The organism is Aurantimonas marina, from assembly GCF_017183135.1.
Classification (GTDB): domain Bacteria; phylum Pseudomonadota; class Alphaproteobacteria; order Rhizobiales; family Rhizobiaceae; genus Aurantimonas; species Aurantimonas marina.
Genome location: NZ_JADDXW010000008.1, coordinates 162,567 through 187,065 on the forward strand (window position 1 = coordinate 162,567; position 24,499 = coordinate 187,065).

Consider the following 24,499-nt stretch of genomic DNA (forward strand, 5'->3'; position numbering starts at 1 on the left):
GCGCCCCGCGCGGCGTCGCCGTCTTCGTTTCAGAACCCGCGAGGGACCGAGCCATGAGCCTTGCCGAAAACATCGCGACGCCGGTCGATTGGCAACCCGTGCGCCATCTCGGCGCGAGATTGCGCACCATGCTGTCGCCGCGCGTCGTCCGGGCGGCGTCGATCGCGGTGTTCACGCTGGTCGTCCTCGCCACAGCCGTCTTCGCGCTGGTCAAGCCCGAATACAATTGGGACATGGCGCCCTACATCGCGGTCTCCCTGGAGGATCGCATCAGCGATCCGGTCGAACTTCACCGTGAGGCCTGGGCCGGCATCAAGGCGCGGGCCTCCGAGGCGCAGTGGTACGAGCTGAGCGAAGGCAACGCCTATAATGCCGACCTGTGGCAGAACCCCGACCACTTCGTCTCACAACTGCCGATGTACCGGGTGAAGATCGGCTATCTGCAGACGGTCCGCCTGCTCGATCGCGTCATTGATCCGGTTTTTGCCACCATCCTGGTCAGTTCCCTTTCCGCCCTTGCCGTTGGCCTCTTCCTCCAGTTCTGGATGGTCCGGAACGGCTTTGCCGAATCCGGCCTGCTGCTTGCCCCGATCCTGCTGCTGGCCGGCTATTTCGACATGGGACTGCTAGCGACACCGGACATGTACATGGCCACGTTTGGGCTCGCAGGCATCTATCTCATGGTCAAGAACCGGCCATGGGCCTCTGTACCGTTCCTCGTCGCCATGTACCTCGTGCGGCCCGACGGGATCATCTTCCTGTTCGCGCTGCTGCTGGCGGCCGTGGCCTTCGGCTATGCTCGGTTGCCGACGCTTGCCGCCTTCGCCGTGGCGGTCGTCGCCTATCCGCTGATCGCACAGGCTGCTGGCCACCCCGGATGGTGGCCGCATTTCTACTTCTCCAACGTGGCGCTGCAAAACGACATGGCGGGTTTTTCGCCGGCGTTCAGCGTCATCGACTATCTGCGTGGCGTCGTCCGCGGGATCAGCGTCGCGTTGCGTATGAACAACTGGCCGGCGATCATGGCTTTGCTGCTGTTGGGATGGCTGATGCTCGTCCTCAACGGTCGTGCGCCGGCGCGCCGCGCCGCCATGATGCTGACGGCGATCGTCCTGTGCTTCCTCGGCAAGTTCGTCACTTTCCCGCTGCCGGACGATCGGGTCTACTTCATGTTCGTCGCGGCGTTCGCGATCATCCTGCTCGAAGCGTGGAAACCGCGTCTGTCGGAGTTGTCCCCGCCGCGCGCGGCATCGCCGATGTCGCAAAGAGGCTGAAACCGCCCGAAGCATTCCGCTAGGGTTGGTCCCGAGAGGCGGTGTGTCCGCCGGTGAGGGTAAAGCTCGGAGCGGCAGGCATGAATTCACGGGCGCGCGCGGTGGTGATCGGCGGTGGAGTGGTCGGGGTCTCGACGCTCTACCACCTGGCGAAAAAGGGCTGGACCGACAGTATCCTGATCGAGCGCAAGGAATTGACCTCGGGCTCGACCTGGCACGCGGCCGGGCTCCTGCCGCTGTTCAACATGAGCTATTCGGTTGGCCAGCTGCACAAATATTCCGTGCGCTTCTACCGTGAGCTTCAGGAGGAGACCGGCATGAATGTCGGCTTCTCCAATGTGAGCAACATCCGTCTGGCCCGCACCAGGGACCGCTGGGACGAATATATGTACTATGCCGGTGTTGCGGAGACGATCGGCGTGCCGATAAAGCTGCTCAGCCCCGAGGAATTGAAGCAGGTCTGGCCGCTCTGCGAGACCGACGACATCCTTGGCGCCATCCAGCATCCCGAAGACGGCTACATCCAGCCGGCGGATCTCACCCAGGCGCTGGCCAAGGGGGCTCGTGACCTCGGCGCTATCATCCATCGCAACACCGCCGTGACCGGCATCGAGCAGCTCGCCTCCGGCGAGTGGAAGATCACCACCGACAAGGGCGAGATCGTCGCCGAACATGTCATCTCGGCGACCGGAAACTTCGCCCGCCGGACCGGTGCCATGGTCGGTCTCGCCGTGCCGGTCATCCCGGTCGAGCACCAATATATCGTCACCGAACCGCATCCCGCGATCGTCGAGCGCAAGCGGCAGGGCCTGCCGGAAATGGGCGTCCTGCGCGAGAGCGATTCGTCCTGGTACATGCGCGAGGAAAACGGCGGCCTTATCCTTGGCCCCTACGAGATCGGCGCGCCCTGCTGCTATCTCGATGGGCCCGACAAGGAGAGCGAGTACGAGCTGTTCCAGGAGGATCTCGACCGGCTGATGCCGCATATCGAGACGGCGATCGCGCGCGTGCCGGCGTTTGGCGAGGTCGGTATCAAGAAGGTCTATAACGGCGCCATCGCCTATACGCCCGATGGTTCACCCATCGTCGGTCCGGCACCGGGCCTGAAGAACTTCTGGCTCAATGAGGGCCATTCCTTCGGCATCACCGCGGCCGGCGGGGCTGGCTGGCAGATCGCCGAATGGATCGTCGACGGCGAACCGACCGTCGACATGATCGGCGTCGATCCGCGCCGGTTCGGACCCTATGCGGGCGAGGGATATCTGCGGGCCAAGAACGAGGAGGCCTATGCCAACGTCTTCTCCGTCCACTACCCGGACGAGGAGCGCGCTGCCGCGCGGCCGTTGAAGACCTCGCCCTCCTACGAGCGCCAGAAGGCGCTCGGCGCGGTGTTCGGGTCGGTCTATGGCTGGGAGCGGGCGAATTGGTTCGCGCCGGACGGCTATGCGGTGCCGGAGGCCGAACTCGACGTCGGCGCCGATGTCCTCATGAAGCACAATCACGCACCGGTCGATCACACCGGCCGGATTCGCGAGCGCTGGTCATTCCGCCGCTCGAACTATTTCGAGCCGGTCGGCGACGAGGTGAGGGCGGTGCATGAGGGCGTCGGGCTGCTCGACATGACGCCCTTCGCCAAGGCCGTGGTGACCGGGCCGGGCGCCGCAGGCTGGCTCGACGGCCTGCTCGCCAATCGCATCCCGAAAAAGACCGGCCGCATCGCGCTGTGCCATCTGCTGACGCCGGCGGGCGGCGTTCGGTCCGAATTCACCGTCTTCAAGGCCGGCGAACAGAGCTATTATCTCGTCTCAGGCGGCGGTTATGAATCGATCGATCATGACATCCTGCAAAAGGCGTTGCCGGACGACGGCAGCGTTCAGATGTATCCGGCGACCACGCGGCTCGGTGTCCTCGTCATCGCCGGGCCGCGCTCGCGCGATGTCCTCGCCAAGCTGACCCGCACCGACCTTGCCAATGCGGCGTTTCCCTGGTTGACCGGCCAGCGCATCTCGGTCGGACCAATCCGTCTCGACGCCCTTCGAGTCAATTTCGTCGGTGAGCTCGGTTGGGAATTGCACCATCCGATCGAAATGCAGAACGCACTCTACGACATGCTGATGGAAGCGGGCGCTGAGTTCGGGATCAAACCCTTCGGTATCCGGGCGATGGGCGCGATGGCGCTGGAAAAATCCTATCGCCAACTGCCCCGCGAACTCTCTATCGAATACAATGCGTTTGAATCAGGTCTTGAGAGATTCGTTCATCCAAACAAGGGCGACTTCATCGGCCGTGACGCGGTGGTTCAGGCGCGCGAGGCCGGCCTGCGCTGGCAGTTCGCGACGCTTGAAATCCACGGCGTCGGCGACGCGGACGCGCGTGGATCGGAGCCGATCTACGCCGATGGCGAACTGGTCGGACGGGCGACGAATGGCGGCTTCGGCTGGCGGGTTGGCAAGAGCCTGGCGCTGGCCATGCTGAAGCCGGAACACGCGGGCGAGGGGACGCGGCTCCAGATCAAGATTCTCGCTACGCTCCATGACGCGACCGTCATCGGCGAAAGCCCGTTCGATCCGGATAACGAGTGGCTGCGCGCATAGGGTGCGGCAACGCACTGTCGAAATTTGACAGCTTTGTGTCTTGCGCCATCGCAAGATCGGCATAACGATTTCGTCATGAGCAGCCGAGTTGCCGCTTTCGCTATTGCTTTCCTTCTTCACGCTGGCGCAGCGGGACTGCTCGGCCTCGTCCCTGCGCAGGCCCAGCAACGCGGCCTCGGCGATCTCGGCACCCAGGCGGAACCAGTCCCCCAGGACGGCCAGAAGGTCGACGTCGAACTGGTCCTGGCGGTCGATGTTTCCTGGTCGATGGACCATGGCGAGCAGGAGATTCAGCGCGAAGGTTACGTCGCCGCCTTCCGTAGCCCGGCCGTGCAGCGGGCGATCTTGGAAGGTGGTTATGGGCGGGTCGCGGTCACCTATATCGAATGGGCCGGCATGTTCTCCCAGTCGGTCATCGTCCCCTGGACGCTGATCGACTCCAAGGCGAGCGCCGAGGCGTTTGCTTATCGCCTCGCATCGGAGGAACCCGAGCGGCAACGCCGAACCTCCATCGCATCCGCCATCGATTTCATTGTGCCGATGTTCGATCGTAACGGCTTCGACGGGCGTCGGCGGGTCGTCGACATATCCGGAGACGGGCCGAACAATCAGGGACGCGTGGTCACCGCCGCGCGCGATGCGGCGGTCGCCCGCGGCATCACAATCAACGGCCTGCCGCTGATGACGTCAGGCGGCGGCTTCGGCTGGAGCTCGATCCCAGATCTCGACCGCTATTATACGGATTGCGTCATCGGCGGGCCCTCGGCCTTCATCATCCCGGTCAACGACTGGTCGCAGTTTCCCGAGGCAGTGCGTCGCAAACTGGTGCTGGAACTTGCCGGCACCTGGCCCGATCTCCGCGAGGCGGCGTCGGCCACCGTTATCCAGACCCAAAACGCCGCGGCCGCCGACTGTCTGATCGGCGAACGGCTGTGGCAGCAGCGCCAGCGACGTTGGTTGGAGGATTTCCAGTAGACCGCCTGCCGCCCGCGCGATCAGGCCGGAGACAGCGCGGCGCGTCCGGCACGTTCCTGCTGCGGCGAGCGCGAATAGAGTTCGCGGTAGCATTTGGAAAAATGCGACGCGGAGACGAAACCGCTGGCGACGGCGATATCGACGATCGGCAGTTGCGACTGCATCAACAGGTGGCGCGCCCGATCGAGCCGAATCTCCAAATAGTAACGCGCCGGCGAGCGGCCCATCTCCTTGTCGAACAACCGTTCCACCTGCCGGCGGGAGAGGCCGACGGCGCGAGCGATCTCGACCAGCGACAGCGGGTCGCACAGATTCGCTTCCATGATCTCGATGACCCGCAGAACCTTGGCGTGCTGGACGCCGAGTCTCGCCCGCAGCGGCAGCCGCTGCCGGTCCTGGGGGCCACGCACCCTGTCGGTCAGCGCCTGTTCGCAGACCCGGTTGACCACGTCCTCCCCCAGATCCTCGCCGATCAGGGCGAGCATCATGTCGAGCGAGGCCGTGCCGCCGGCGCAGGTGTAGATGTTATGGTCGATCTCGAAGAGGTCGGCGAAGACGTCGGCGCGTGGGAAGGCTTCGGTAAAGCCCGGCAGGTTCTCCCAGTGGATCGCGCATCGCCGGTCGGCGAGGAGGCCGGCGCGCGCAAGAATCCAGGCGCCCGTGCACAGGCCGCCGACCGAAATGCCGCGTTGATGGGATTCGCGCAGATAGGAAAAGGCCGCCTTGTCGGAAAAATCCTCGACCAGGACGCCGGAGCAGGCGAAAACCATCGAGGGCCGGTTCTCGCCGGGGAGGGTCCGGCGCTCCGCCTCAACGGACCCGTTGACCGCGACTTCGACGCCATTCGACGCACGCACCGATGCACCATCGACCGAGGCAAGACGCCAACGGTAGATCTCGCGGCCGACGATGCGGTTAGCGATTCGCAGCGGCTCGATCGCGGTCGCAAAGGCGATCATCGAGAAATTCGGAACGAGCAGGAACGTGATGCTGCGCTTCGGCGCGGCCTCGCTGGCTCCATCGTCCACCCTGGCCGCTTGGTCGCTCGCGAAGCGCGGCTGGCCGATTGCCGTTGACGCGATCCTCATCGGCAAATGCCTCCGATCCTGACGCGACCGGCGACGGTCTCGCTTCCACGATACTGCGACCACGCGGCCGAATCGCGCAAGATTGCGCGGGATCGTTTCCGTGCGCAAGCGAGGTCTTTCACATTCAGGTTCAGGCCGGAGACTGGCCAACTTGGAGTGCCGATTATTTCGGTAGATCGTCCTCGGGATCGCCGCCGTCGTATTCGAGCAGCAGCCGGTCGGCGCGGCCCTGATCATCGACGCCGAGGCGGCGCCTGACATATTTGCTGCGAAACGCCGCGTCGACGATCTCGGACTCTGTCATTCCCAGATTGGCCACGAGATGCAGAAGCGTCCGCTGACCCTGATCGCGTCGGGCCGCTTTTTCTTCACGCAAGTGGTGTTCAAGGCGCAGACGTTTTTGCCGCCGTTCCCACACGTATCGCCCATAGGCCCACCCGGCGACCACTGCCGTGACGATCGCTGCGATGTTGGCAAAAACGCCCAACAGGCCCATCGAAAACGCCTCAACGGTTCCCGGATCACAGTAAGAAAGCGATCGATTCGATCCCATGTCATAAACGCGATCGATTTCAGTAAATTAGATCGACATGCCGGCGGAAAACCGGTTTCCGCTCAGCCTCATCCCGCTCTAGCGTTTGCGGGCCTTGCGCGCGGCGTATTTGGCGTCGCGGGCCGCCTTGCGGGCGGCTTCATCGGCGACCATCTGCGCCATCGGACGATTTTTTTCGGCCTTGGCGGCTTCTTCCGCGGCCAGGCGCTCGGCTTCCTTCTCGGCCTTGCGAGCGGCGGCTTCGCGGGCCTTGGCTTCGGCCTCGGCGCGCTTCTTGGCCTGACGCTCCTCGCGAGCCGCGACGACGGCGGCGCGCTCGGCGCGGCGAGCCTCGGCAGCCGGATCGTTCTGCTTCGCCTTCATCTTTTCGAGAAGGGCGGCTTTCGCTTCTTGCGCGGCTGTGCGGCGTTCGACGAAATCCGCACCCTTGGGTTTCAAAACTGACATGGACCAATCGTAATTCGTGGAAAAGGGTTCGGGCACTCGTTGTCCGGGCGCCGATGCCTTGGGGGATAAGCCGCTGGCGGCGCCGCGTCAATCGCAACAGTCTGGTTCAGCGGGGAGGACGACCGCTGCGCCGGCGCCGGGGCGCATTCCCTTCGGCGTCGTCGGAGCGCCGGATCGGCCGGCCCTCGGAATCGCGGTTGGGCAGCCTTTGCACCTTGACCAGTTCGGGATAGGCGTCGCGCTTGTTCGGAAACGCCATGGCGGCGACGAAATGATCCTGGAAGGCAGGCTCCAGCGCGGTTTCGACCTTTTGGATGCGCTTGACCACCGCCTCGATCTCGCGGCGATAGGAGCGGTTCAAAAGCGCCATGCGCGCGCCGGCGCCGGCCGCATTGCCGACCGAGCCGCACTTTTCCACGTTACAATCGGGCACCAGTCCGAGGACCATGGCGTATTTCGGCTCGATGAAGGAGCCGAACGCGCCGGCTAGCGCGATGCGGTCGATGGTGCTGGACTCACCAGCGGCGCCGAACTTGTCGATCAGCAGCTTGATGCCGGCGTAAAGCGCGGCCTTGGCGAGCTGGATGGCGCGCACGTCGGTTTGCAGGATGCTGATCGTCCGTCCGGGCATCTCATGGAGAACATAGGCGAAGGTGCGCCCCTCCGGGACAATGCGGGACGAGCGGGCGGCCAGCGATCCGTCGATGATTCCGTCCTCGGTGACGATGCCGGCGAGAAACATTTCCGCGATCACCTCGATGATACCGGAGCCGCAGATGCCGGTGACACCGACGTATCGGGCGGCCTCGGCGAATTCCGCCGCGTCGGACCAGCTATCCACGCCGATGATCTTGAAGCGGGGCTCCAGCGTTTCGGGATCGATGCGAACGCGCTCGATGGCGCCCGGCGCGGCGCGCTGGCCGGAGGAAATTTCGGCGCCTTCGAAGGCCGGGCCGGTCGGCGAGGAAGCGGCCAGAAGCCGCTGCCGGTTGCCGAGTACGATTTCGGCATTGGTGCCGACATCGACGACGAGCATCGTCTCGTCCTGGCGATGCGGGCCTTCCGAGAGTGTGACTGCGCCCGCGTCCGCGCCGACATGGCCGGCAATGCAGGGCAGGAGATAGGCGCGGGCCGCTGGATGCAGGCCGAGATCAAGGTCGCTGGCCGGCACGGCCAGAGCGCCGGACACGGCCAGCGCGAAGGGCGCCTGGCCGAGTTCGGTGGGGTCGATGCCGAGGAAGAGGTGATGCATGATCGGGTTGCCGACGAAGACGCAATCCATGATGTCGGTGGTGTCTACGTTGGTTTCGGTCGCGACCTCCTCGACCAGCCTCTGGATCGCCTCGCGCACCGCCTTGGTCATCTCGGGCCGGCCACCGGGGTTCATCATCACATAGGAGACGCGGCTCATCAGATCCTCGCCGAAGCGGATCTGCGGGTTGGGCGTGCCGGCCGAGGCAATGGTGGCGCCGGACAAGAGCGACGACAGATGCAGCGCGATCGTCGTCGAGCCGATATCGACGGCAATGCCATAGGCCTCGTTCTTGAGGCCGGGATAGAGCCCCATCAGGCGCGAGCGCTCGTCGTCACGATCCTGGGCGATCGCGCAGGTGACCTTCCAGGCACCGTCACGCAGCGTCTTCTGGACATGGGGAAGAATCTCAGGATCGACGATCGGCGCCGAGATGCCCCAATCCCTTTCCAGCGCCGCGAAAATGCGATCGAGATCGCCCAGCGGCGCGTGCATGTCAGGCTCGACGACCTCGACGTAAAGCAGCCTGATCGCCGGGTCGCGCGGGAAATCGCGCGTGTCGACCGCCTTGCGGACGACCGCGGCGTTGACCGCCATGTCGGACGGCAGGTCGATGACGAGGTCGCCCTCGATGGTGGTGGAGCAGGAGAGCCGGCGGCCGGGCTTCAGGCCGCGTTTGGCGGCATAACGCTCTTCCTTGGCGGACCAGGGGGACAGGTGATCGGCCGCCGAGGTGATCTTGTGCTTGGCGAAGATACCCTCGGCGACCTCGATCTGGCAGCGGCCGCAAATGCCGCGCCCGCCGCAGACACTCTCAACATAGACGCCGAGCGCGCGCGCCGCCTCGATGACCAGCGTGCCTCTCGGAAAGCGACCGCGCCGCCCGGACGGCATGAACAGAACGAGGGGATCTTGCTGGATCATCATGCCGCTATCAGCCTTGAACAGCGCAGGCCCTCGCCCTTCGAGGCTCGCTGCACTCGCGCCTCAGGATGAGGGCTGCCGCGCCGGCCGCGCCATCAGCGCAGGAAAGCCCAGGACATGTCACTTTGACAATCTCTTGCGATTGGCGCGCACACGCTGGGAATAGGGTTTCAGACCGGCGGACAGTATCGCGTCGCCATGATTGGAAGGGCTGCCGCGTCCCGTCACGGCGCCCAGCGTGGCCGCGGTGGCGGCTTCAATCGCGGCCATGTTCATGGCGACGAGCGACTCGCCCGCCGCCTGCATCTTCTCGCCGACCATGCGCGACATCTCATCACGGTCCGTTGCCGTCGGAGAAGCCGCCGACATCCAGAATTGCATCATGCGGCTGCCGATCACGAACGGTGACAGCATCATCAGCGTCGACATTTCGGTGCTGCTCTTGGGGGCAGCGGAAAGCGACAGGCGGCGGCGGGTCATCAAACGAATTCCTTTCGGGGGTGTCCCTTCGGTCGGGACTGTCCTGCGGGAAACGTTCGGCGACACCAAACGGTCGCAGCGGCGGTCAAATATATTTCGCACTTGCGAAGAGAATGGCTCCGGTCGCGGATGCTCCGCGACCTCGAACCTTTCGTTCGCCGACCGCCGGCCTTCATCAGGACTGGGCCATCCGGGCTTCCCGACCGCCCCGCCGCCGGCCGCTGCCGGATGGCGTGGCGGCTGAATTGGCGGCAACCATCGTCGCGCCCGGCTGGACGTCGCGGTAGTTGCGGATCCAGGTCCCACAGGACGGATCGTTGCCCATCAGTACGTTGGCGGCACGGACCGCCTCCATCTCCTGCGGCCGGCAGGGATTCATGATCGCCGAGGTCATGCCGGCGGCGATCGCCATCGGCAGGAAGGCGGCGTTGATGCCGTGGCGATGCGGCAGGCCGAAGGAGATGTTGGAGGCACCGCAGCTGGTGTTGACGCCGAGCTCCTCGCGCAGACGGCGCACCAGGGCGAACACCTGCCGGCCGGCCGTGCCCATCGCCCCGATCGGCATGACCAGCGGGTCGACGACGATGTCGCACGGCTTGATGCCGTAGTCGGCGGCATGCCGGACGATTTTCCTGGCTACCTCGAAGCGCACGTCCGGATCCTCCGATATGCCGGTCTCGTCGTTGGAGATGGCAACAACCGGCACGTCGTATTTCTTGATCAGCGGCAGGATCGCCTCCAGCTTTTCCAACTCTCCGGTGACGGAGTTTACCAAGGGCCGCCCCTCGGCGATCTCCAGTGCCGCCCTGATGGCGGAAGAAACCGAGGAATCGATCGAGATCGGCAGATCGGTCAGGCTTTGGACGAGGCGGATTGTCTGCACCAGGAGCGGCGGCTCGGAAACATTCGGGTCGACGGCGGTGACCCCGGCATTGACGTCGAGCATGGTCGCTCCCGCGGCAACCTGCTCCAGCACGTCCCTGGTGACGGTCTCGAAATTGCCAGCGACCATCTCGGCTGCGAGCTTCTTGCGGCCGGTCGGATTGATCCGCTCACCGATGACGCAGAAGGGTTCGTCGAAGCCGATCACGATCTCCTTCTTGGCGGAGGCAACGACGGTGCGGGTCATAGGCGATCTTCCGGATGAGGAGCAGGACGGGAAAGGGTTTGTCGGCGCCGCGTCAGTCAGCCGTGGTGGCGCTCGAGCTCGCGGCCGAAGCGCGAGCCCTCGCTCGGCCATGAGCCGCGTTCGGTCAGCCATGCAGCCGATTTCACCAGACCGCCGAACGGAAAGACGTGGATCTGCCGGACGGGCGAATCCAGTGTCTCGCGCCAATGCCGTTCGATCGGCCCGACGACCGATTCCGGCGAATGGGTCGTTGCGAGCGCGGTCAGGGCGAGGGCGCGCTTCTTCAGGAAGGCGACGGAATTGCCGACACCGCAGAGCGCGGCGTATTTGATCAGCGTGGTGATCTTGGCGGGTCCGGCGACGCCGAGATGAATGGGCAGGCCGATGCCGGCCTCCTTGATGGCCAGCGACCAGTTGATGAACTCTTCGGCGTCGAAACCGAACTGGGTGACGATGCGTATATGCGCCCCGGTGCGCTCGCCGAAATCGCGTTTGAGGCGCAATGCTTCTTCGGCGGTCGCAGCCGAGAAGTCGGGCGAGCCTTCGGGATGGCCGGCGACTCCGATGTCGCGGATTCCATAGCGATCGAACAGGCCGCTCTCCAGAATCTCCATGGTCGAGCTGAACGGACCGGCCGGCCGATCGAGGCCGCCACCGATCACCAGCGTGTCGGTTACCCCGGCCTCTTCGGCATAGGTCCGGATACGGGTCTCCAATTCGTCGCGGCTGCGGATGCGGCGCGCTGGAATGTGGGGCACCGGGGCATAGCCGAAGTCGGAAATTCGCTTCACCGCCTTGATGAAATCCTTGACGGAGTCGACACCGACATCGGTGAGATAGACCTTAGTATCCTTGGGAAAGAGGCCGGGCAGATCCTTTGATTCCAGTACCTGTTTCGGGGCGACCTCGATCGATGCCGGCAGGAAAGCACGCGTTAAAGGCAATTGATGCTGGGTCATGACTCGCGCCCCTCGTTGGCAACCAGCGCCATCAGGCGATCCCGGTCGTAGCGTTGATCGAGTTCGGACAGTGTGCGCTCGGCCGCGGCTTCCAGGTCGCCCGCTTCGCAGGCCGAACTCGCGCGCCGCCACTCGGCAAGATAAGCGTTGGAATCCTTGGCGCCCACCTGCATGGCGCAGCGGTCGATCGCCTCGATGAAGCGTAGCGGGAGTTCGCGGCGCGCCGCCCTGCGTCCCTGACGAACGATCACTTGGGCGGGAATGTCCCGCCAATAAACGATTTGCGTTTCGGCCATGCCGCGTCTCCCATGCCGGGCAATGTGACGGGAGACGAGGGCGGTGGATATGCCGGACGCGACGATGCACGATGGCTTTGCGACATTCGGCCACGTCCGAGAGCCACTGAGCTGGTTCTTGGGACCAGCGTGATCGATTTGCCGCGCGCAACGTGAGACGGGCGAGTTGGTTTTCCACGCCCGGGACCCGTCGGGGCCCAACCGGTCGTGGCGAGCGGTGGCTTCTTCAGATGATCTGCATCACCGCCAGGGCCGCGGCGCCGTAGACGCCCGCGAGAACCACGATCGATACCAGGCCGAGGACGATCGCGGCGATCAGCCAGAGACCGTCGCGGGCGGTGATCGCTACGCCCGCCAGTGCGATGGCGACGCCGGGCGCCATGTTGGTCAGCGGAAAGGGAATCGCCACCAGTGCCGCCATCACAAAGCAGAACCAGCCGACCGCGACGAGCAGCACCCACTCGGGCTCGGGCCAATAGCGGTGCCGTGCGAGACGCTCGATCCAACGCAGCGTCGGTCCGATCTTGCGCATCCCCATGCCGAGAGTATCGGCGCTGAGGCGAATCCGATGGACACGGCCGGGAAGCCAGAGCCGGTGGCGGCCGATCGCGAGTTGCAGGGCGAACAGCATGAGCGGTACGCCGAAGAGCAGCGAGGCGCCCGGCGGCAGCGGAACCAGATTGAGCCCGCCGAGTAGAATGAAGAAAGCCCCATACGCCCGCGTATCGAATGCCTGGGACAATTCGCCGAGCGTCGGGCCGGTCGGGTCGCGATGGGTGTAGCCCCGCAGAATCGCGGAGATGCGTCGCTGCCGTTTGCTACCGCGCCGCCGCAGCGATCGTCGAATGTTGGAAAAGGCGGCGGGTGACACGGACGATACTCGGTGACGTGGTTTCAGGAACAAGTCCCGAAGTGAATGATTAGCGGGAGCTAGAGCCCACTCGCGCGTAACGGCTCCCTCTTAACGCAAGAGCCTGAGAACACTATGGCCGAATGGGTGTTAAATCGGGGTATCTTTGCAAAACATCAAGCGCTTGCGTCTGTGGTTTTGCAACCGCTCGCATCGGCGTGCCCGCGAACGGCCGCCCTTATCGCTCTCACCGGATTGTATCAGGCAGCTGCGTCATGCGGCTGCCTGACCCCCGCGGCCATCGTCAGCGCCCCGACGAGATCGCCATAACCGACGAAGCGCCGCTCGTGAGCCAGTCCCAGCCGATCGGCGATCGCGCGAGCGCGGCTATCGAGTTCGGCGTCGTCGGTTTGGGCGATGTGGACGACGCGTTCGTAATTGCCGAACAGCATCGCGGTCATCTCGGGATAACGGTCGAGGCGGAACGGCTTGGCGATGACCGCGTCGAACTGACGAGCAAGAAAATCGGTGAGCCAGAAGGTGGTCATGTTGGCATCGCCCTCGGTGGCGAAGCGGTCATTGCCGACGAAGAAGGAATAGCAATGGGGGCCGGCGATGCGCTCGACGCCGTGGCGTTCGCAGACAGCGTCGAGATGGCCGCCAGTGCCACAGTCGGCATAGGCGATAAAAATGCGAGACGCGCCGCGGTCGCGGGCCGCGACAATGGCTGCTTCGACCGCCGGCGCGATCTTCTTCGGCATGTTGTGAAGGATGGCCGGCAGGCAGGTGAGGTCGACATGCGACAGGCCGTTGGCGGCGAGGACGGCGACAATCTCCCGCGCGATGGCGCCGCAGGCGATGACCGTCAGGCGTTCCGTCTGCGGAGTGGGGGAGAAGGTGTCCATCAGTCTAGCGAAGGAAAATGTCGCGAAGCGGCGGAACCGGAGAAGGGCCCAGCCGTTTTTCCGTCACATTCCCGCAACGGAGACGGCAGCATGACCCACCGCATCGCAATACTGTCCGCAGTTCTCGCCGGAGCGCTCCTGCTTTCGGCCTGCGCCAATACTGTACGTGGTGTCGGCCGAGATGTCGGCAACACCGTCGACGCGACCGGCGCGGCCGTGAGAGACGTCGCCCAATAGGATAGGCGCCATCGAGGCAGGGATCGGGCGCGGGGGCTTTGGGCCCTCGCATCCATTTTGCACCTGCGGCGATTCCGCTCAATTGGCATGCTCGCGGCGATCGTCCCACGCCTGAGGACCAGTGAGCTGAAGAAGGTTAAAGGAGAGAGGCGAGCCACGGCCGTCACGCCAATCACAGTTGGTTATGCTTGCGCGCCATCAGTTCCTTGGCAATCTCGACGGTGATTGCCGCATCGCGGCAATAGGCGTCGGCGCCGACCTGATTGGCGAAGTCCTCGTTCAACGGCGCGCCGCCGACAAGGACGATATAGTCGTCGCGCCGGCCCTTCTGGACCAACGTATCGATGACGACCTTCATGTAGGGCATGGTCGTCGTCAGCAGCGCCGACATGCCGAGGAACTCCGGCTGATGCTCGTCGAGCGCGGCGAGATACTTGTCGACATCGATATTGATGCCGAGATCGACGATCTCGAAGCCGGCGCCCTCCATCATCATGCCGACGAGGTTCTTGCCGATGTCGTGGATGTCACCCTTGACTGTGCCAATGACCATCTTGCCCTGTTTCGGCGCGCCGGTCTCGGCGAGCAGCGGCCGCAGGATCTTCATGCCGGCCTTCATCGCGTTGGCCGAGAGCAGCACCTCCGGTACGAACAGGATGCCGTCGCGAAAATCCTCGCCGACGATCTGCATGCCGCCGACGAGCGCCTTGGTGAGGACATCGTAGGGAATCCAACCCCGTTCGAGGAGAATGTTCGTGCCTTCCTCGATCTCCTCCTTGAGCCCATCGTAAAGGTCGTCCTTCATCTGGGCGACGAGATCGTCGTCGGAGAGCTCGGCCAGTACGATCTCGTCGTCATCCGCCATGGTGGCACTCCTCGCCAGCGGCCTCTCCCAAGGCCTCGTTGGGGCGGCAGAAGCGCGGGTCACGCGCATCGCACCGCATCATGAGCGAGATTAGGGCAAGGAAATGCGATCGAATCTTCCGCGTGCGACATTGCCGGTGCCGAAAACGACGTTCTGGCCCCGAGTTTGGTTGGAGGCGAAGCCCGGCGATTGTCCTTCGCGCGTCACCAGTTTTCGCATCCGGAACGACGCGGGGAATTCGTGCTTCTACAATCGGCTATGTTCGCCCGCCCAGGCTCGTGGGCGTATGCGCGGCGCGCAGACGCGGCTACGTACCGATGGATACTGCCAGGAGATGGATCGATGAGCGACGTGACCGGACAGGCCCCCGAGGCGATGGAAGCCGAGAGCGGTGCGGGGGGCGGACGACGCGGGCGCGGCGGTGGCGGCGGCGCATCTGCACGGCGGGCGGCTCGCACCCAGACCGGCTCCGGGCCCAAGCTCGCCTATATCCGCCGGGCCCTGCCGGAATACGAGGTCCTGGACGAAGAGGGCCTCGCCTTGATCGAGGCGAATGCCGACGCGGTGCTTGAGGAGATCGGTATCGAATTTCGCGATGACGCCGAGGCGCTCGCGATGTGGAAGGAGGCCGGTGCCGATGTGTCCGGCGAGCGGGTGCGTTTTCCCAAAGGGCTTTGCCGCGAACTCCTGAAGACCGCGCCTCGTATATTCACCCAGCACGCCCGCAATCCGGACAACTCCGTCGAGATCGGTGGCAAGGCGACAGTGTTCGCGCCGGTCTACGGGCCGCCCTTCGTGCGTGACCTCGACGGGGTGCGCCGTTACGCGACGATCGAGGATTTCCGCAACCTCGTGAAGCTCGCCTATATGGCGCCCTCGATCCACCATTCGGGCGGCACGGTCTGCGAGCCGGTCGACATCCCGGTGAACAAGCGCCACCTCGATATGGTGCATGCGCACATGACGCTGTCCGACAAGCCGTTCATGGGCTCGGTGACGGCGCCGGAACGGGCGGCCGACACTGTGGAAATGTGCCGCATCCTGTTCGGCTCGGATTTCGTCGACCAGAACACCGTCCTCATCAACCTGATCAACGCCAACTCGCCGATGACCTTCGACGGCACCATGCTGGGCGCGCTCAAGGTCTATGCCCGGGCCAACCAGGCCTGCATCGTCACGCCCTTCATTCTGGCCGGAGCGATGAGCCCGGTGACGGTCGCCGGCACCCTGACGCAGGTCCTTGCCGAGGTGCTGGCGGGCGCGGCTTTCACTCAGCTCTGCCGTCCGGGCGCTCCGGTTGTCTTCGGCACCTTTGCCTCATCGATCTCCATGCAGTCCGGCGCGCCGACTTTCGGAACACCGGAACCGGCGCTTGTCTCTTATGGCGCGGCGCAGCTGGCGCGCCGGCTCGGCCTGCCGTTTCGCACCGGCGGCTCGCTCTGCGCCTCCAAGGTGCCGGATGCGCAGGCCGCCTATGAGAGCGCCAACACGCTGAACTCGACGCTGCTCGCGGGCACCAATTTCGTTCTGCATTCGGCCGGCTGGCTGGAGGGCGGGCTTGCCGCCTGCTTCGAGAAGTTCGTCATGGATTGCGACCAGCTCGGCATGATGCAGGCGATGGCGCGGGGGGTCGACCTGTCCGAGAACGGACAAGCCATGTCGGCGATCCGCGAGGTCGGGCCAGGCAGTCACTATCTCGGCTGCCAACACACCCAGGACAATTTCCAGACGGCGTTCTATCGCTCGTCCATCGCCGACAACAATTCCTTCGAACAATGGTCGGCCGAAGGGGCGTTGCGGGCCGAGAACCGGGCCAACCAGCTGTGCCGGCGCTGGCTCGATTCGTACGCGGCTCCCGCGCTAGACCCCGGCATCGCCGAGGGACTTTCCGCCTTCATCGCCAAGCGCAAGGAGTCCGAGCCCGACGCCTTCGCTTGAAAGGGAGAGGCGGACCCGGCCGCCGCGAGCGAAGCGGACGCCGCCGCGAAAGTGGGCGCGACCATCCACCGCGCGGTCTGGAAGGGGCTGCGGACGGATTGACGGCAGTGCGGCTCCATCGTCGCTTCAAAATCCGCAGAGGCGGGCCAGCACGGCGACGACATTGGCTTGCCGGGTGACGCCGAGCTTGGAGCGGATGTGTTTGAGGTGCGAGCGTGCCGTGTGCTCGGACAGGCCCTCCCGAAAGGCGTAGTCGATGACGCTTTCACCATCGAGGAGCGCGACGGCGAGGCGCGCTTCCGCCGGCGTCAGGCCGGTGGCGGCCTGAACGGTCTCGGCTGTGGGCGCCTGCCAGGACGCACGGTCCTGAATCTTCAACACGCCGATCCGTTTGGCATCCTTGCCCGTCGGCGAAACGAAGGCCCGCACGATCAAAGGACGCGCATTGGACGTGCGGCGCAGACCGATCGGTCGCGGCAACTCGACGTCGAGACCGGCGGCGACACGAAGTGTCCGGGTCATCATCTGGAAAAGAACCGGTTGGGAATCACGATGCGAGGCTCTCAAGACGCCGCGCGTCAACTCGAGCCCATCCTTGGCCACGACAATCGCACGCGCCGGCGCATTCATGTGAAGGACGAAACCAGCGGGGTCGAAGATGATAATGCCGTCGTCGAGTCCGTCCAGAGCGGCAATGATGCCGTCGCCGCCCAAGGATCCAGCTCCAACTGGCACGAGCGCCTGCAACTCGACGACGCGGCAGATGTGAGGCCCCAAGACCTCCAGAATCCGGCTTTCCTCCGGCGAGAAGTCGCCTTTGCTGGCCCGGCGCTGAATCGTCGGCGCCGTAATTCCTCCCAGATGCTCAAGCGCCAGGATGCAGGCATTCCAGCACTCGGGAAACAGCCGGTAGAATTCGTTGTGCACCGGACACCGGGCAATTTCCTGGGCGGTCATGACATCACCAGTATGGATCAGGCCTCGACGCCGCTGCGACACGATCCTTTGAAGGCGCAGATCCTTGTCGGCGAAATCCTGGGCGAACATGATCAGGCCTTCCGGGTCGAAGGGTGCCGAGTCGTGGTGAAAGGAACCGTCGTGTCCGACGGAGTTGAAGGTAAAGCGATCGGCGCCGGTTACCGCCGCGACGCGGCCCATGGCGCTGGCCCATGAGTTGGAGCCGTCGACGCTTCCGTAAAGACAGGAGAGGGTGTCCTCGATGACAGACGCGCTGGCAGCCATGCAATCATCTCCCTCCCGGATCGGGCCGTGTGCGACTTCCGCCGTGGTCGTGACGATATGCTCGGGGAAATGAAGACGCAACTCTAAGGAAGTTGGGCAAGGGCATGGAAACACATTGCTTTCAGCTTAAAATATTGAGCTAATCCAAATGGGGGACGCGTGCCCATCATTGTTGGGAAAGAATGGAAGCGCGGGTGCCAAGGTCTTCGGCGTCCATCTCGCCGAAGGGTGCGCCTGATCCTGGACCATTGATGGAGGGAACCGTCATGACGTTCTTCGCCGTCATCGTGATTTGCTTGAGTTCGACGCCGGTCGCCAAGTGCCAGAAGGCGACTTCGGTGCATTGGATGACGCTCGCCGAACCGAGCATTGGTCTCGCCGGCTGCATGCGCGAGGGCATGGTCGCCGCGGCGCGATCGCGACTCCTGCGGGGCGGGGATTACCCGAAAGTCTTCTGTCGCCCCGCCGACGCGGCGATTGACGAAGTGGCGGGACGGTAGCGGGGTTTAACGATTTTCAGCCGCGCCGATTGCGGCGACTACGCCCCATCGTCTCACCGGACGCGACGTTGTCGGATGCTGGCTTGTTGACCAGCGGACCTACCGTCTCGGTGATCTCTTCGACCGTCGGCCGCGAGCGTCGGTTGTGGGTATCGATCGCGTGACGCATGGCGCCCAGATGGTGGGGAGAGGTGCCGCAGCAGCCGCCGATGATGCGGGCGCCGACATCGATTGCGAGGCGCGTGTAGTCGGCCATCTGTTCCGGCGTTCCGGAATAGACCGTCTTGCCGTCGACAAAGCGCGGAATGCCGCAATTGGCCTTGAGTACGACGGCTGCGCCGCTGTCGCCGGTGCCCAGCTCCAAGCCTGTGGCCAGCATGTCGGAGGCGCCGACGCCGCAATTGGCTCCGATCGCAAGGGGTTTTTCGGCAAGGCCTTCGACCGATTTGTGGAAATCCTTCGGGTGGATGCCCATCATGGTCCGACCGGCGCTGTCGAAGGAGCCGGTGAAGACATAGGGCATATCGCAGGCGACGGCCGCCTCGGCGGCGGCGCGGACCTCTTCAGCCGCCGACATGGTCTCGATCCACGCGACGTCGGCGCCGCCCTCCTTCAGGCCGGCAATCTGCTCGCGGAAGGTTTCCACCGCATCCTCATGGGACAGATTGCCGAGCGGGGCGAAGATCTCGCCCGTCGGCCCGACCGATCCGGCGACGATCACCGGTCGACCGGCAGCGTCCGCAACCGCGCGGGCGATCCTTGCGGCCTTGAGGTTGAGCTCATGGGTGCGATCCGCCGCCTCATGCAGCTTCAGCCGGTGGCGGTTGGCACCGAAGGAGCAGGTGAGAATGATATCGGCACCGTTGTCGACGAAGGCTTGATGCAGCGCCGTGATCCGCTCCGGATGGCTCTCCAGCCACATCTCCGGGGCCTCGCCGGATTGCAGACCCATATCGAAGAGATTAGTCCCCGTGGCGCCGTCGGCGAGGAGAACGCCTTTTTCCGCGAGCAGGCGGCTGAGCGGATCGGACATGGAGGCCTCGTCGTAAGGGATCGGATGGTCACCTGCCTGCGATGCGCCACGCGGAGATGATAACGCCTCCTTCCCCTGCGAAGCGAGCGTTATCATATCGAATGCGACCCGCATCATCTTCCGACCATTGGGCCGGTCTGCTGCCCCGGGGAGATATTTCCACAGCTAAGTCCATCCATCTGCATCAATTTCGCCAGCAAGCTCTACCAAAGCCTTATTTCGTAGAGATAGCGGGTGATCGAGGCGAATCACCGTCGCGCAGACTCGCGCCGCGGCGAAATCCAAACGGGGGAATGATGTTCGATCGCGCACCCAAGCGGCTTGACCAGGCGGATATGGTCTATGCTGCGGTTCAAGCCCTGTACGTGGAGGGATACACCCCTGCGCAGATCGAGGATGCATTGATTCGACAGGCGCCCACCGATCTCGACCTGCTCGCCGAATGCTACCAGTTGTTGTTTGGCGTCGACGACCGACAGGAGACGATCGCCGATCGGGCAGCCTGACGGCCCGCACGGCCCGCGCCAGAGCGATCGCCGACGTAGCCGTGTGTCATGGCAGATGAGACCAGACCCTGCCGAGCGTCCCGATTGCCGTAGCCATGCGCTCATCCCGGCGCGCACAACGCCACCCGGTGATCGAACCCACATCGATCAGCGCGGGCGGCAAGGTGGCGCGCGAAGGCGCGGGGGACCTCAGCTGGTGTCGGTCGCGTCGAGCGCGTCCTTGAGTACCGGCGTCACCATTGCAGCCATCAGACCGCGCATGGTCAGCGTGCCAATCGGCGCGCCGCTGCCGTTGACGACATGGGCACTGGTCACGCCTTCCTCGCTCATCCGCCGGGCGGCGTCCTCGAGGATGGTGCCCTTCTCGACCGGCAGGCTGCCGCCTACCGGCGTCTCCCCTTCAGCGGGAGCCGGGTCCATGACCGTTTCCACCTGGACGACGCGTCCCCGGTTCACTTCGCGGACGAAGGACGAGATGTAATCGTCGGCCGGTTTTAGAACGATTTCCTGCCCGGTGCCCTGCTGGATGATCTCGCCGTCTCTCAGGATGGCGATGCGCTCGCCGAGGCGCAGCGCCTCGTCGAGGTCGTGGGTGATGAAGACGATGGTCTTATGCAACTCTTCCTGCAGGTCGAGCAGCACTGACTGCATGTCATTACGGATCAACGGATCGAGCGCCGAGAAGGCTTCGTCCATCAGCAGGATGTCGGCGTCGGTCGCGAGCGCGCGGGCAAGGCCGACCCGCTGCTGCATGCCGCCCGAGAGCTGGGCCGGATAATTGTCCTCGTAGCCCTTCAGACCCACCCGCTCGATCCAGCGCATGGAGCCAGAGTGCTGCTCGGCCTTCGACTTGCCCATGACGTGCAGACCGTAGCCGACATTGTCGATCACGGTCTTGTGCGGCAACAGGCCGAAGCGCTGAAAGACCATGGAAATCTTGTGGCGGCGGAAATCCTGAAGGCGCTTGTCGGACATGGCGAGAACGTCCTCGCCATCGATGAGAATCTCGCCGCTCGACGGTTCGATCAGCCGGTTGATATGCCGGATCAAGGTGGATTTTCCGGAGCCGGACAGGCCCATGACGACCTGGATACCGCCCGCGAGCATGTCCATGTTGATGTCCTTGAGGCCAAGGACATGGGAATGCTGGTCGAGCAGATCGGACTTCGACATGCCCTGGCGGACCTTCTCCACCATGGCTTTGTCGTCGGGCCCGAATACCTTGTAGAGATTGCGGATCTTGATGGCGACATCAGCCATGGGCGGCCTCCCGGTGACGTTGGAGGCGCTTGCCATAAGCCTGGCTCGCGCGGTCGAAGATGATGGCGATGGCGACGATGGCCATGCCATTGAGCACCCCTTGGGTGAAATACTGGTTGGTGATCGCCTGCAACACCGGCTGTCCGAGCCCGCGCACGCCGATCAGCGAGGCGACGACGACCATGGCGAGTGCCATCATGATGGTCTGGTTGATGCCGGCCATGATGGTCGGCAGCGCCAGAGGAAGCTGCACCTGGGTCAGCTTCTGCCAGCTGGAGGAACCAAAGGCGTTGGCGGCTTCGAGCACCTCCTTATCGACCAGGCGAATGCCGAGATTGGTCAGACGGATAATCGGCGGCATGGCGTAGATCACCACCACGATCAGGCCGGGGATCAGGCCGATGCCGAGCAGCATGACAATCGGGATCAGGTAGACGAAGGAGGGCATCGTCTGCATCACGTCGAGGATCGGATTGATGACCGCCTGGACCTTGTCGGAGCGCGACATGATGATGCCGATGGGCAGTCCGACGATGATCGACATCAATGTGCATACGATGATGATCGACAGCGTGCGCATGGTGTCTTCCCACATGCCGAAAATGCCGATCAGCATCAGGGCAACGAAGGTTCCGGCGGTGATGCCCTTGGAGCGGCTGGCGAACCAGACGATGGCGACCAGAACGGCGATGACGATCCACCAGGGGGTCTGAAGCAGCAGTTTCTCGAACCACAGGAGAAAGTCGAGAAGCGGTCGGAACAAGGCTTCGATGTCGTTGCCGAAAGCGCGCGAGAATGCGCGATATTGTTGATCGATCGTCCGCGACATGAGGCGCAGATTGCGCCCTCCTATCTGGGGAAATTCAGTCAGCCAGTCCAAAAGTCAGGTCTCCTTGGCGCCCGCGCTCCGAATCCCGAGGGGGTATTGATCGGGTACGATACGGCCCGGATGGGCGCGGTTTCGTCCATGTTGCAAAAAATTCGGCCGCGGCATCGCCGCGGCCGGCAGTCTTCATTCATCGGGGTAACACCAGGCGTGACGACCGATGGCGGTGGGCCACCGGCCATCATAAGTCCGAGCTGCCACCGATCGCACGCAGATCAAAGCGCGGCTTTGATCTTCTCTGCCGCTTCCGGCGAAACCCATTTCGACCAGATGTCCTCATTGTTCTCAAGGAAGTAGAAGGCCGTGTCCTCGCCGGTCGCCTGCTGATCTTCCTTCCAGGCGAGCAGCTTGTTGACCGTGGCGTTGTCCCAGGAGCGAGTGTTGAGATACTCCGCCGCGGCCTCGGATTCCTCGGCCACTTTCGGGGTCACGATGGTGAAGACCTCGGATTTGGTCCAGGCGTTGATCTTCGGATCAGCGCAATCGGCAACCGTGGTGCATTTGGCCCACTCCTCCGGATCGTGCTCGGCGTCGAATTCGAGCTTCGTCATCGGGTATTTGCCGAGAATGGCGGTCGGAGCCCAATAGTAGCCGAGCCACGGCTCCTTGTTCTCGTAAGCCTTGGCGATGGAGCCGTCGAGGCCCGCGGCCGAACCCGTGTCGACTAGCACGAAGCCCTTTTCCTCGCCTTTATAGGCTTTGAAGAGATTGGCCGTGGTGATCTGACAGCCCCAACCCGCAGGACAGTTGTAGACAGCGCCCTTGGACGGCTCCTCGGTCGACGGGAAGAGATCGGGATGTTCGAGCGCGTCGCCGACCGTCTTGATATCTGGATGTGCCTCGGCAAAATAGGTCGGGATCCACCAGCCTTCCTCGCCGCCATCCGACAGCGCTTCGGCCGCGAATTGGACCGTGCCTTCCTCGACCGCCTTGTCGATCTGATCGCGGAACTGGTTGACCCACATCTCCGGGGCAACGTCCGGCTCCTGCTTCTCCGTCATCGACGCGAAAGTGGGCATCGTGTCGCCGGGCAGCAGGCGCGTTTCGCAGCCGTACCCTTCGGCGAGAATGAACTTGTCGATCGCGGCCAGCACCTCCGCCGACGCCCAGTTCATGTTCGAAATCGTCAATTCGCAGTTTTCCTGCGCCGACGCGCCCGGTGCGAAACCGAACAGGGCTGCTGCGAGAAAGGTGGAGGCGAGAAGTGACTTCATAAGAATTCCTTATTTCTTCTGTTTTCCGAGTATCGTCGGTGACATTTACATTTGGATACATTCTCGCTCGCGATCCGCGTGGCGAAGCGGCATGATCGAGCCGGACGATTACATTCGAAAGCGGCCCGCTCCCGATGCGGTCCATCGCGGAAACTATAGGGTCGCGGCCTTGAATCCAACAATTTTTTTGGTTTTCGGGTCCGATGGGTCCGCGCGAGCTTGGTGCGGACCTCTCCAGGAAGGTCGGATGAGTCGGCCGAGACATCGCGATCACGGGCGCGGCGGCAGTGATCCGGCGGGTCACGCGGCAAGGGCGGAGCGGGGATCGCCATGCTCCACTTTTCGTGGAACGTCCCGTGCCCCGGAGCGTCACTACGTCACGCATTTCGTCAGATCGGGGACCAATGCAATAACCGAACGGTAACGCCTCGGGTTTAAGCATGGGGTCGACGCAAGACGCGCCGCAGCCCCGGAGAAGGTATTGCGTACCGGGAAAGCGACATCGCGCCTGTCAAAGCGCTGCCACAGGGCGAGTGCAATTTTCCGCCGACACTCGGTCAGTTACGCCGATGCTTCGTGGCCGAAGGGGCACGCCGTCCCGATATCTTGGGGGCGCTACGGGCGGGCCGGCGGTCACGTCACGCCGCCATTGGCACCAAATCTTCCACCTCCTGGGGCCGGAAGGGCTTGGAAATCCGCGGAACGGCGGCAAGCTGCGCCGGAAGCTGGTCCAGACTGCTGGAAATGAAGCAGAACGGCACATTGTTGCTGAGCAGGAGTTGCGCGATCGGGAGAGACGTCTCACCGCAAGGACCCAGGACGACGTCGAGCATCGCGAAATCGAGGCCTTCGCTCAGGCAATCGAGGGCGCCGGCGACTGTCGCGGCATGCAGAATCTCGGCATCAATTTTTCCCAGCACGATGCCTTCGAGATCAATGGCGATGATCGGTTCATCTTCCAGAATCAAAATCTTCATGACGTGACCTTTTTTCGGTCTCCTTCAAATGTTCCAGCCGCGCAGTGGTTGCGTCCATCTTGATATTTTTTAGTATTATTCTCACTAACAACTGAATGTTAACTATGAGCATTAG

Annotated in this window: 24 protein-coding genes; 7 read left to right on the forward strand and 17 right to left on the reverse strand. The window is 63.7% G+C overall.

Annotation, left to right across the window (positions count from 1 at the left end):
- Positions 1-53 precede the first annotated feature (53 nt).
- From ING15_RS11380 to ING15_RS11390, 3 genes are all read left to right on the forward strand, one after another.
- Positions 54-1,274: a hypothetical protein gene (locus ING15_RS11380; protein ID WP_206454922.1), complete on the forward strand. Its 1,221-nt coding sequence runs from the start codon at positions 54-56 to the stop codon at positions 1,272-1,274.
- Between the two features lie 80 nt (positions 1,275-1,354).
- On the forward strand, positions 1,355-3,868 hold the full coding sequence (locus tag ING15_RS11385; protein WP_206454923.1) for a GcvT family protein: 2,514 nt from the start codon (positions 1,355-1,357) through the stop codon (positions 3,866-3,868).
- 75 nt (positions 3,869-3,943) lie between these two features.
- A complete protein-coding gene (locus ING15_RS11390) occupies positions 3,944-4,843 on the forward strand; it encodes a DUF1194 domain-containing protein (RefSeq protein WP_206454924.1) in 900 nt (299 codons plus the stop codon).
- A 20-nt stretch (positions 4,844-4,863) separates the two neighbouring features.
- Here the strand turns inward: ING15_RS11390 and ING15_RS11395 are convergent, their stop codons facing one another.
- From ING15_RS11395 to ING15_RS11440, 10 genes are all read right to left on the reverse strand, one after another.
- Positions 4,864-5,802 carry a GlxA family transcriptional regulator gene (locus ING15_RS11395; RefSeq protein ID WP_232845709.1) on the reverse strand — a complete coding sequence of 313 codons (939 nt, stop codon included), beginning with the start codon at positions 5,800-5,802 and terminating at the stop codon, positions 4,864-4,866.
- Between the two features lie 292 nt (positions 5,803-6,094).
- On the reverse strand, positions 6,095-6,427 hold the full coding sequence (locus tag ING15_RS11400; RefSeq protein ID WP_206454926.1) for a hypothetical protein: 333 nt from the start codon (positions 6,425-6,427) through the stop codon (positions 6,095-6,097).
- Between the two features lie 135 nt (positions 6,428-6,562).
- A complete protein-coding gene (locus tag ING15_RS11405) occupies positions 6,563-6,931 on the reverse strand; it encodes a DUF6481 family protein (RefSeq protein ID WP_206454927.1) in 369 nt (122 codons plus the stop codon).
- A gap of 106 nt (positions 6,932-7,037) precedes the next feature.
- Positions 7,038-9,110 (reverse strand): ASKHA domain-containing protein, encoded by a 2,073-nt coding sequence (locus ING15_RS11410; protein ID WP_206454928.1) that lies wholly within the window; start codon positions 9,108-9,110, stop codon positions 7,038-7,040.
- Positions 9,111-9,227: 117 nt separating this feature from the next.
- Entirely contained in the window at positions 9,228-9,587 is a 360-nt protein-coding gene (locus ING15_RS11415) for a hypothetical protein (RefSeq protein ID WP_206454929.1), read from the reverse strand.
- Positions 9,588-9,762: 175 nt separating this feature from the next.
- Complete coding sequence (locus ING15_RS11420) at positions 9,763-10,716, reverse strand: methyltetrahydrofolate cobalamin methyltransferase (RefSeq protein WP_206454930.1); 954 nt, start codon at positions 10,714-10,716, stop codon at positions 9,763-9,765.
- Positions 10,717-10,772: 56 nt separating this feature from the next.
- The gene (locus tag ING15_RS11425; RefSeq protein ID WP_206454931.1) at positions 10,773-11,675 is read right to left on the reverse strand and encodes a methylenetetrahydrofolate reductase; all 903 of its coding nucleotides are present in this window, start codon (positions 11,673-11,675) and stop codon (positions 10,773-10,775) included.
- Entirely contained in the window at positions 11,672-11,971 is a 300-nt protein-coding gene (locus ING15_RS11430) for a virulence factor (RefSeq protein ID WP_206454932.1), read from the reverse strand. Before ING15_RS11430 ends, ING15_RS11425 begins: the two co-directional genes overlap by 4 nt.
- Positions 11,972-12,197: 226 nt before the next feature.
- Positions 12,198-12,842 (reverse strand): exopolysaccharide biosynthesis protein, encoded by a 645-nt coding sequence (locus ING15_RS11435; protein ID WP_206454933.1) that lies wholly within the window; start codon positions 12,840-12,842, stop codon positions 12,198-12,200.
- A gap of 239 nt (positions 12,843-13,081) precedes the next feature.
- Entirely contained in the window at positions 13,082-13,726 is a 645-nt protein-coding gene (locus tag ING15_RS11440) for a DUF1638 domain-containing protein (protein WP_206454934.1), read from the reverse strand.
- Between the two features lie 90 nt (positions 13,727-13,816).
- On the opposite strand from ING15_RS11440, the gene ING15_RS11445 reads away from it, so the two are divergent.
- On the forward strand, positions 13,817-13,963 hold the full coding sequence (locus tag ING15_RS11445) for an entericidin domain-containing protein (RefSeq protein WP_206454935.1): 147 nt from the start codon (positions 13,817-13,819) through the stop codon (positions 13,961-13,963).
- 172 nt (positions 13,964-14,135) lie between these two features.
- On the opposite strand, the gene ING15_RS11450 is transcribed toward ING15_RS11445, so the two are convergent.
- Positions 14,136-14,828, reverse strand: coding sequence for a corrinoid protein (locus tag ING15_RS11450; RefSeq protein WP_206454936.1), 693 nt, complete (start codon positions 14,826-14,828; stop codon positions 14,136-14,138).
- Between the two features lie 342 nt (positions 14,829-15,170).
- Between ING15_RS11450 and ING15_RS11455 the strand changes: the two genes are divergently transcribed.
- Complete coding sequence (locus ING15_RS11455; RefSeq protein WP_206454938.1) at positions 15,171-16,766, forward strand: trimethylamine methyltransferase family protein; 1,596 nt, start codon at positions 15,171-15,173, stop codon at positions 16,764-16,766.
- A gap of 126 nt (positions 16,767-16,892) precedes the next feature.
- Here ING15_RS11455 and ING15_RS11460 read toward each other — a convergent pair whose 3' ends face one another.
- Positions 16,893-18,008 (reverse strand): helix-turn-helix transcriptional regulator, encoded by a 1,116-nt coding sequence (locus ING15_RS11460; protein WP_206454939.1) that lies wholly within the window; start codon positions 18,006-18,008, stop codon positions 16,893-16,895.
- A gap of 266 nt (positions 18,009-18,274) precedes the next feature.
- Here ING15_RS11460 and ING15_RS11465 point away from each other — a divergent pair, with 266 nt between their 5' ends.
- Positions 18,275-18,508 (forward strand): hypothetical protein, encoded by a 234-nt coding sequence (locus ING15_RS11465; RefSeq protein WP_206454941.1) that lies wholly within the window; start codon positions 18,275-18,277, stop codon positions 18,506-18,508.
- Positions 18,509-18,524: 16 nt separating this feature from the next.
- On the opposite strand, the gene bmt is transcribed toward ING15_RS11465, so the two are convergent.
- Positions 18,525-19,541, reverse strand: a complete 1,017-nt coding sequence (bmt, locus tag ING15_RS11470; RefSeq protein ID WP_206454942.1) for a betaine--homocysteine S-methyltransferase — start codon at positions 19,539-19,541, stop codon at positions 18,525-18,527.
- Positions 19,542-19,837: 296 nt separating this feature from the next.
- On the opposite strand from bmt, the gene ING15_RS11475 reads away from it, so the two are divergent.
- Complete coding sequence (locus ING15_RS11475; protein ID WP_206454943.1) at positions 19,838-20,047, forward strand: hypothetical protein; 210 nt, start codon at positions 19,838-19,840, stop codon at positions 20,045-20,047.
- A 189-nt stretch (positions 20,048-20,236) separates the two neighbouring features.
- Here the strand turns inward: ING15_RS11475 and ING15_RS11480 are convergent, their stop codons facing one another.
- From ING15_RS11480 to ING15_RS11495, 4 genes are all read right to left on the reverse strand, one after another.
- On the reverse strand, positions 20,237-21,307 hold the full coding sequence (locus ING15_RS11480) for a quaternary amine ABC transporter ATP-binding protein (RefSeq protein ID WP_206454944.1): 1,071 nt from the start codon (positions 21,305-21,307) through the stop codon (positions 20,237-20,239).
- Positions 21,300-22,187: an ABC transporter permease gene (locus ING15_RS11485; protein ID WP_206454945.1), complete on the reverse strand. Its 888-nt coding sequence runs from the start codon at positions 22,185-22,187 to the stop codon at positions 21,300-21,302. Before ING15_RS11485 ends, ING15_RS11480 begins: the two co-directional genes overlap by 8 nt.
- Before the next feature lie 221 nt (positions 22,188-22,408).
- Positions 22,409-23,407, reverse strand: coding sequence for an ABC transporter substrate-binding protein (locus ING15_RS11490; RefSeq protein WP_206454946.1), 999 nt, complete (start codon positions 23,405-23,407; stop codon positions 22,409-22,411).
- Between the two features lie 638 nt (positions 23,408-24,045).
- Positions 24,046-24,384: a response regulator gene (locus ING15_RS11495; protein ID WP_206454947.1), complete on the reverse strand. Its 339-nt coding sequence runs from the start codon at positions 24,382-24,384 to the stop codon at positions 24,046-24,048.
- Positions 24,385-24,499 lie beyond the last annotated feature (115 nt).

Coding starts and splice junctions, on each gene's coding strand:
- ING15_RS11420 (WP_206454930.1), bottom strand. CDS start 10,716: ATGACCCGCACCGTCGTTGCCTCCGCCAAGAAGGAGATCGTGATCGGC.
- ING15_RS11475 (WP_206454943.1), top strand. CDS start 19,838: ATGTTCGATCGCGCACCCAAGCGGCTTGACCAGGCGGATATGGTCTAT.
- ING15_RS11430 (WP_206454932.1), bottom strand. CDS start 11,971: ATGGCCGAAACGCAAATCGTTTATTGGCGGGACATTCCCGCCCAAGTG.
- ING15_RS11380 (WP_206454922.1), top strand. CDS start 54: ATGAGCCTTGCCGAAAACATCGCGACGCCGGTCGATTGGCAACCCGTG.
- ING15_RS11440 (WP_206454934.1), bottom strand. CDS start 13,726: ATGGACACCTTCTCCCCCACTCCGCAGACGGAACGCCTGACGGTCATC.
- ING15_RS11495 (WP_206454947.1), bottom strand. CDS start 24,384: ATGAAGATTTTGATTCTGGAAGATGAACCGATCATCGCCATTGATCTC.
- ING15_RS11450 (WP_206454936.1), bottom strand. CDS start 14,828: ATGGCGGATGACGACGAGATCGTACTGGCCGAGCTCTCCGACGACGAT.
- ING15_RS11445 (WP_206454935.1), top strand. CDS start 13,817: ATGACCCACCGCATCGCAATACTGTCCGCAGTTCTCGCCGGAGCGCTC.
- ING15_RS11390 (WP_206454924.1), top strand. CDS start 3,944: ATGAGCAGCCGAGTTGCCGCTTTCGCTATTGCTTTCCTTCTTCACGCT.
- ING15_RS11455 (WP_206454938.1), top strand. CDS start 15,171: ATGAGCGACGTGACCGGACAGGCCCCCGAGGCGATGGAAGCCGAGAGC.
- ING15_RS11400 (WP_206454926.1), bottom strand. CDS start 6,427: ATGGGCCTGTTGGGCGTTTTTGCCAACATCGCAGCGATCGTCACGGCA.
- ING15_RS11480 (WP_206454944.1), bottom strand. CDS start 21,307: ATGGCTGATGTCGCCATCAAGATCCGCAATCTCTACAAGGTATTCGGG.
- ING15_RS11410 (WP_206454928.1), bottom strand. CDS start 9,110: ATGATGATCCAGCAAGATCCCCTCGTTCTGTTCATGCCGTCCGGGCGG.
- ING15_RS11460 (WP_206454939.1), bottom strand. CDS start 18,008: ATGGCTGCCAGCGCGTCTGTCATCGAGGACACCCTCTCCTGTCTTTAC.
- ING15_RS11405 (WP_206454927.1), bottom strand. CDS start 6,931: ATGTCAGTTTTGAAACCCAAGGGTGCGGATTTCGTCGAACGCCGCACA.
- bmt (WP_206454942.1), bottom strand. CDS start 19,541: ATGTCCGATCCGCTCAGCCGCCTGCTCGCGGAAAAAGGCGTTCTCCTC.
- ING15_RS11425 (WP_206454931.1), bottom strand. CDS start 11,675: ATGACCCAGCATCAATTGCCTTTAACGCGTGCTTTCCTGCCGGCATCG.
- ING15_RS11465 (WP_206454941.1), top strand. CDS start 18,275: ATGACGTTCTTCGCCGTCATCGTGATTTGCTTGAGTTCGACGCCGGTC.
- ING15_RS11415 (WP_206454929.1), bottom strand. CDS start 9,587: ATGACCCGCCGCCGCCTGTCGCTTTCCGCTGCCCCCAAGAGCAGCACC.
- ING15_RS11385 (WP_206454923.1), top strand. CDS start 1,355: ATGAATTCACGGGCGCGCGCGGTGGTGATCGGCGGTGGAGTGGTCGGG.
- ING15_RS11490 (WP_206454946.1), bottom strand. CDS start 23,407: ATGAAGTCACTTCTCGCCTCCACCTTTCTCGCAGCAGCCCTGTTCGGT.
- ING15_RS11395 (WP_232845709.1), bottom strand. CDS start 5,802: ATGATCGCCTTTGCGACCGCGATCGAGCCGCTGCGAATCGCTAACCGC.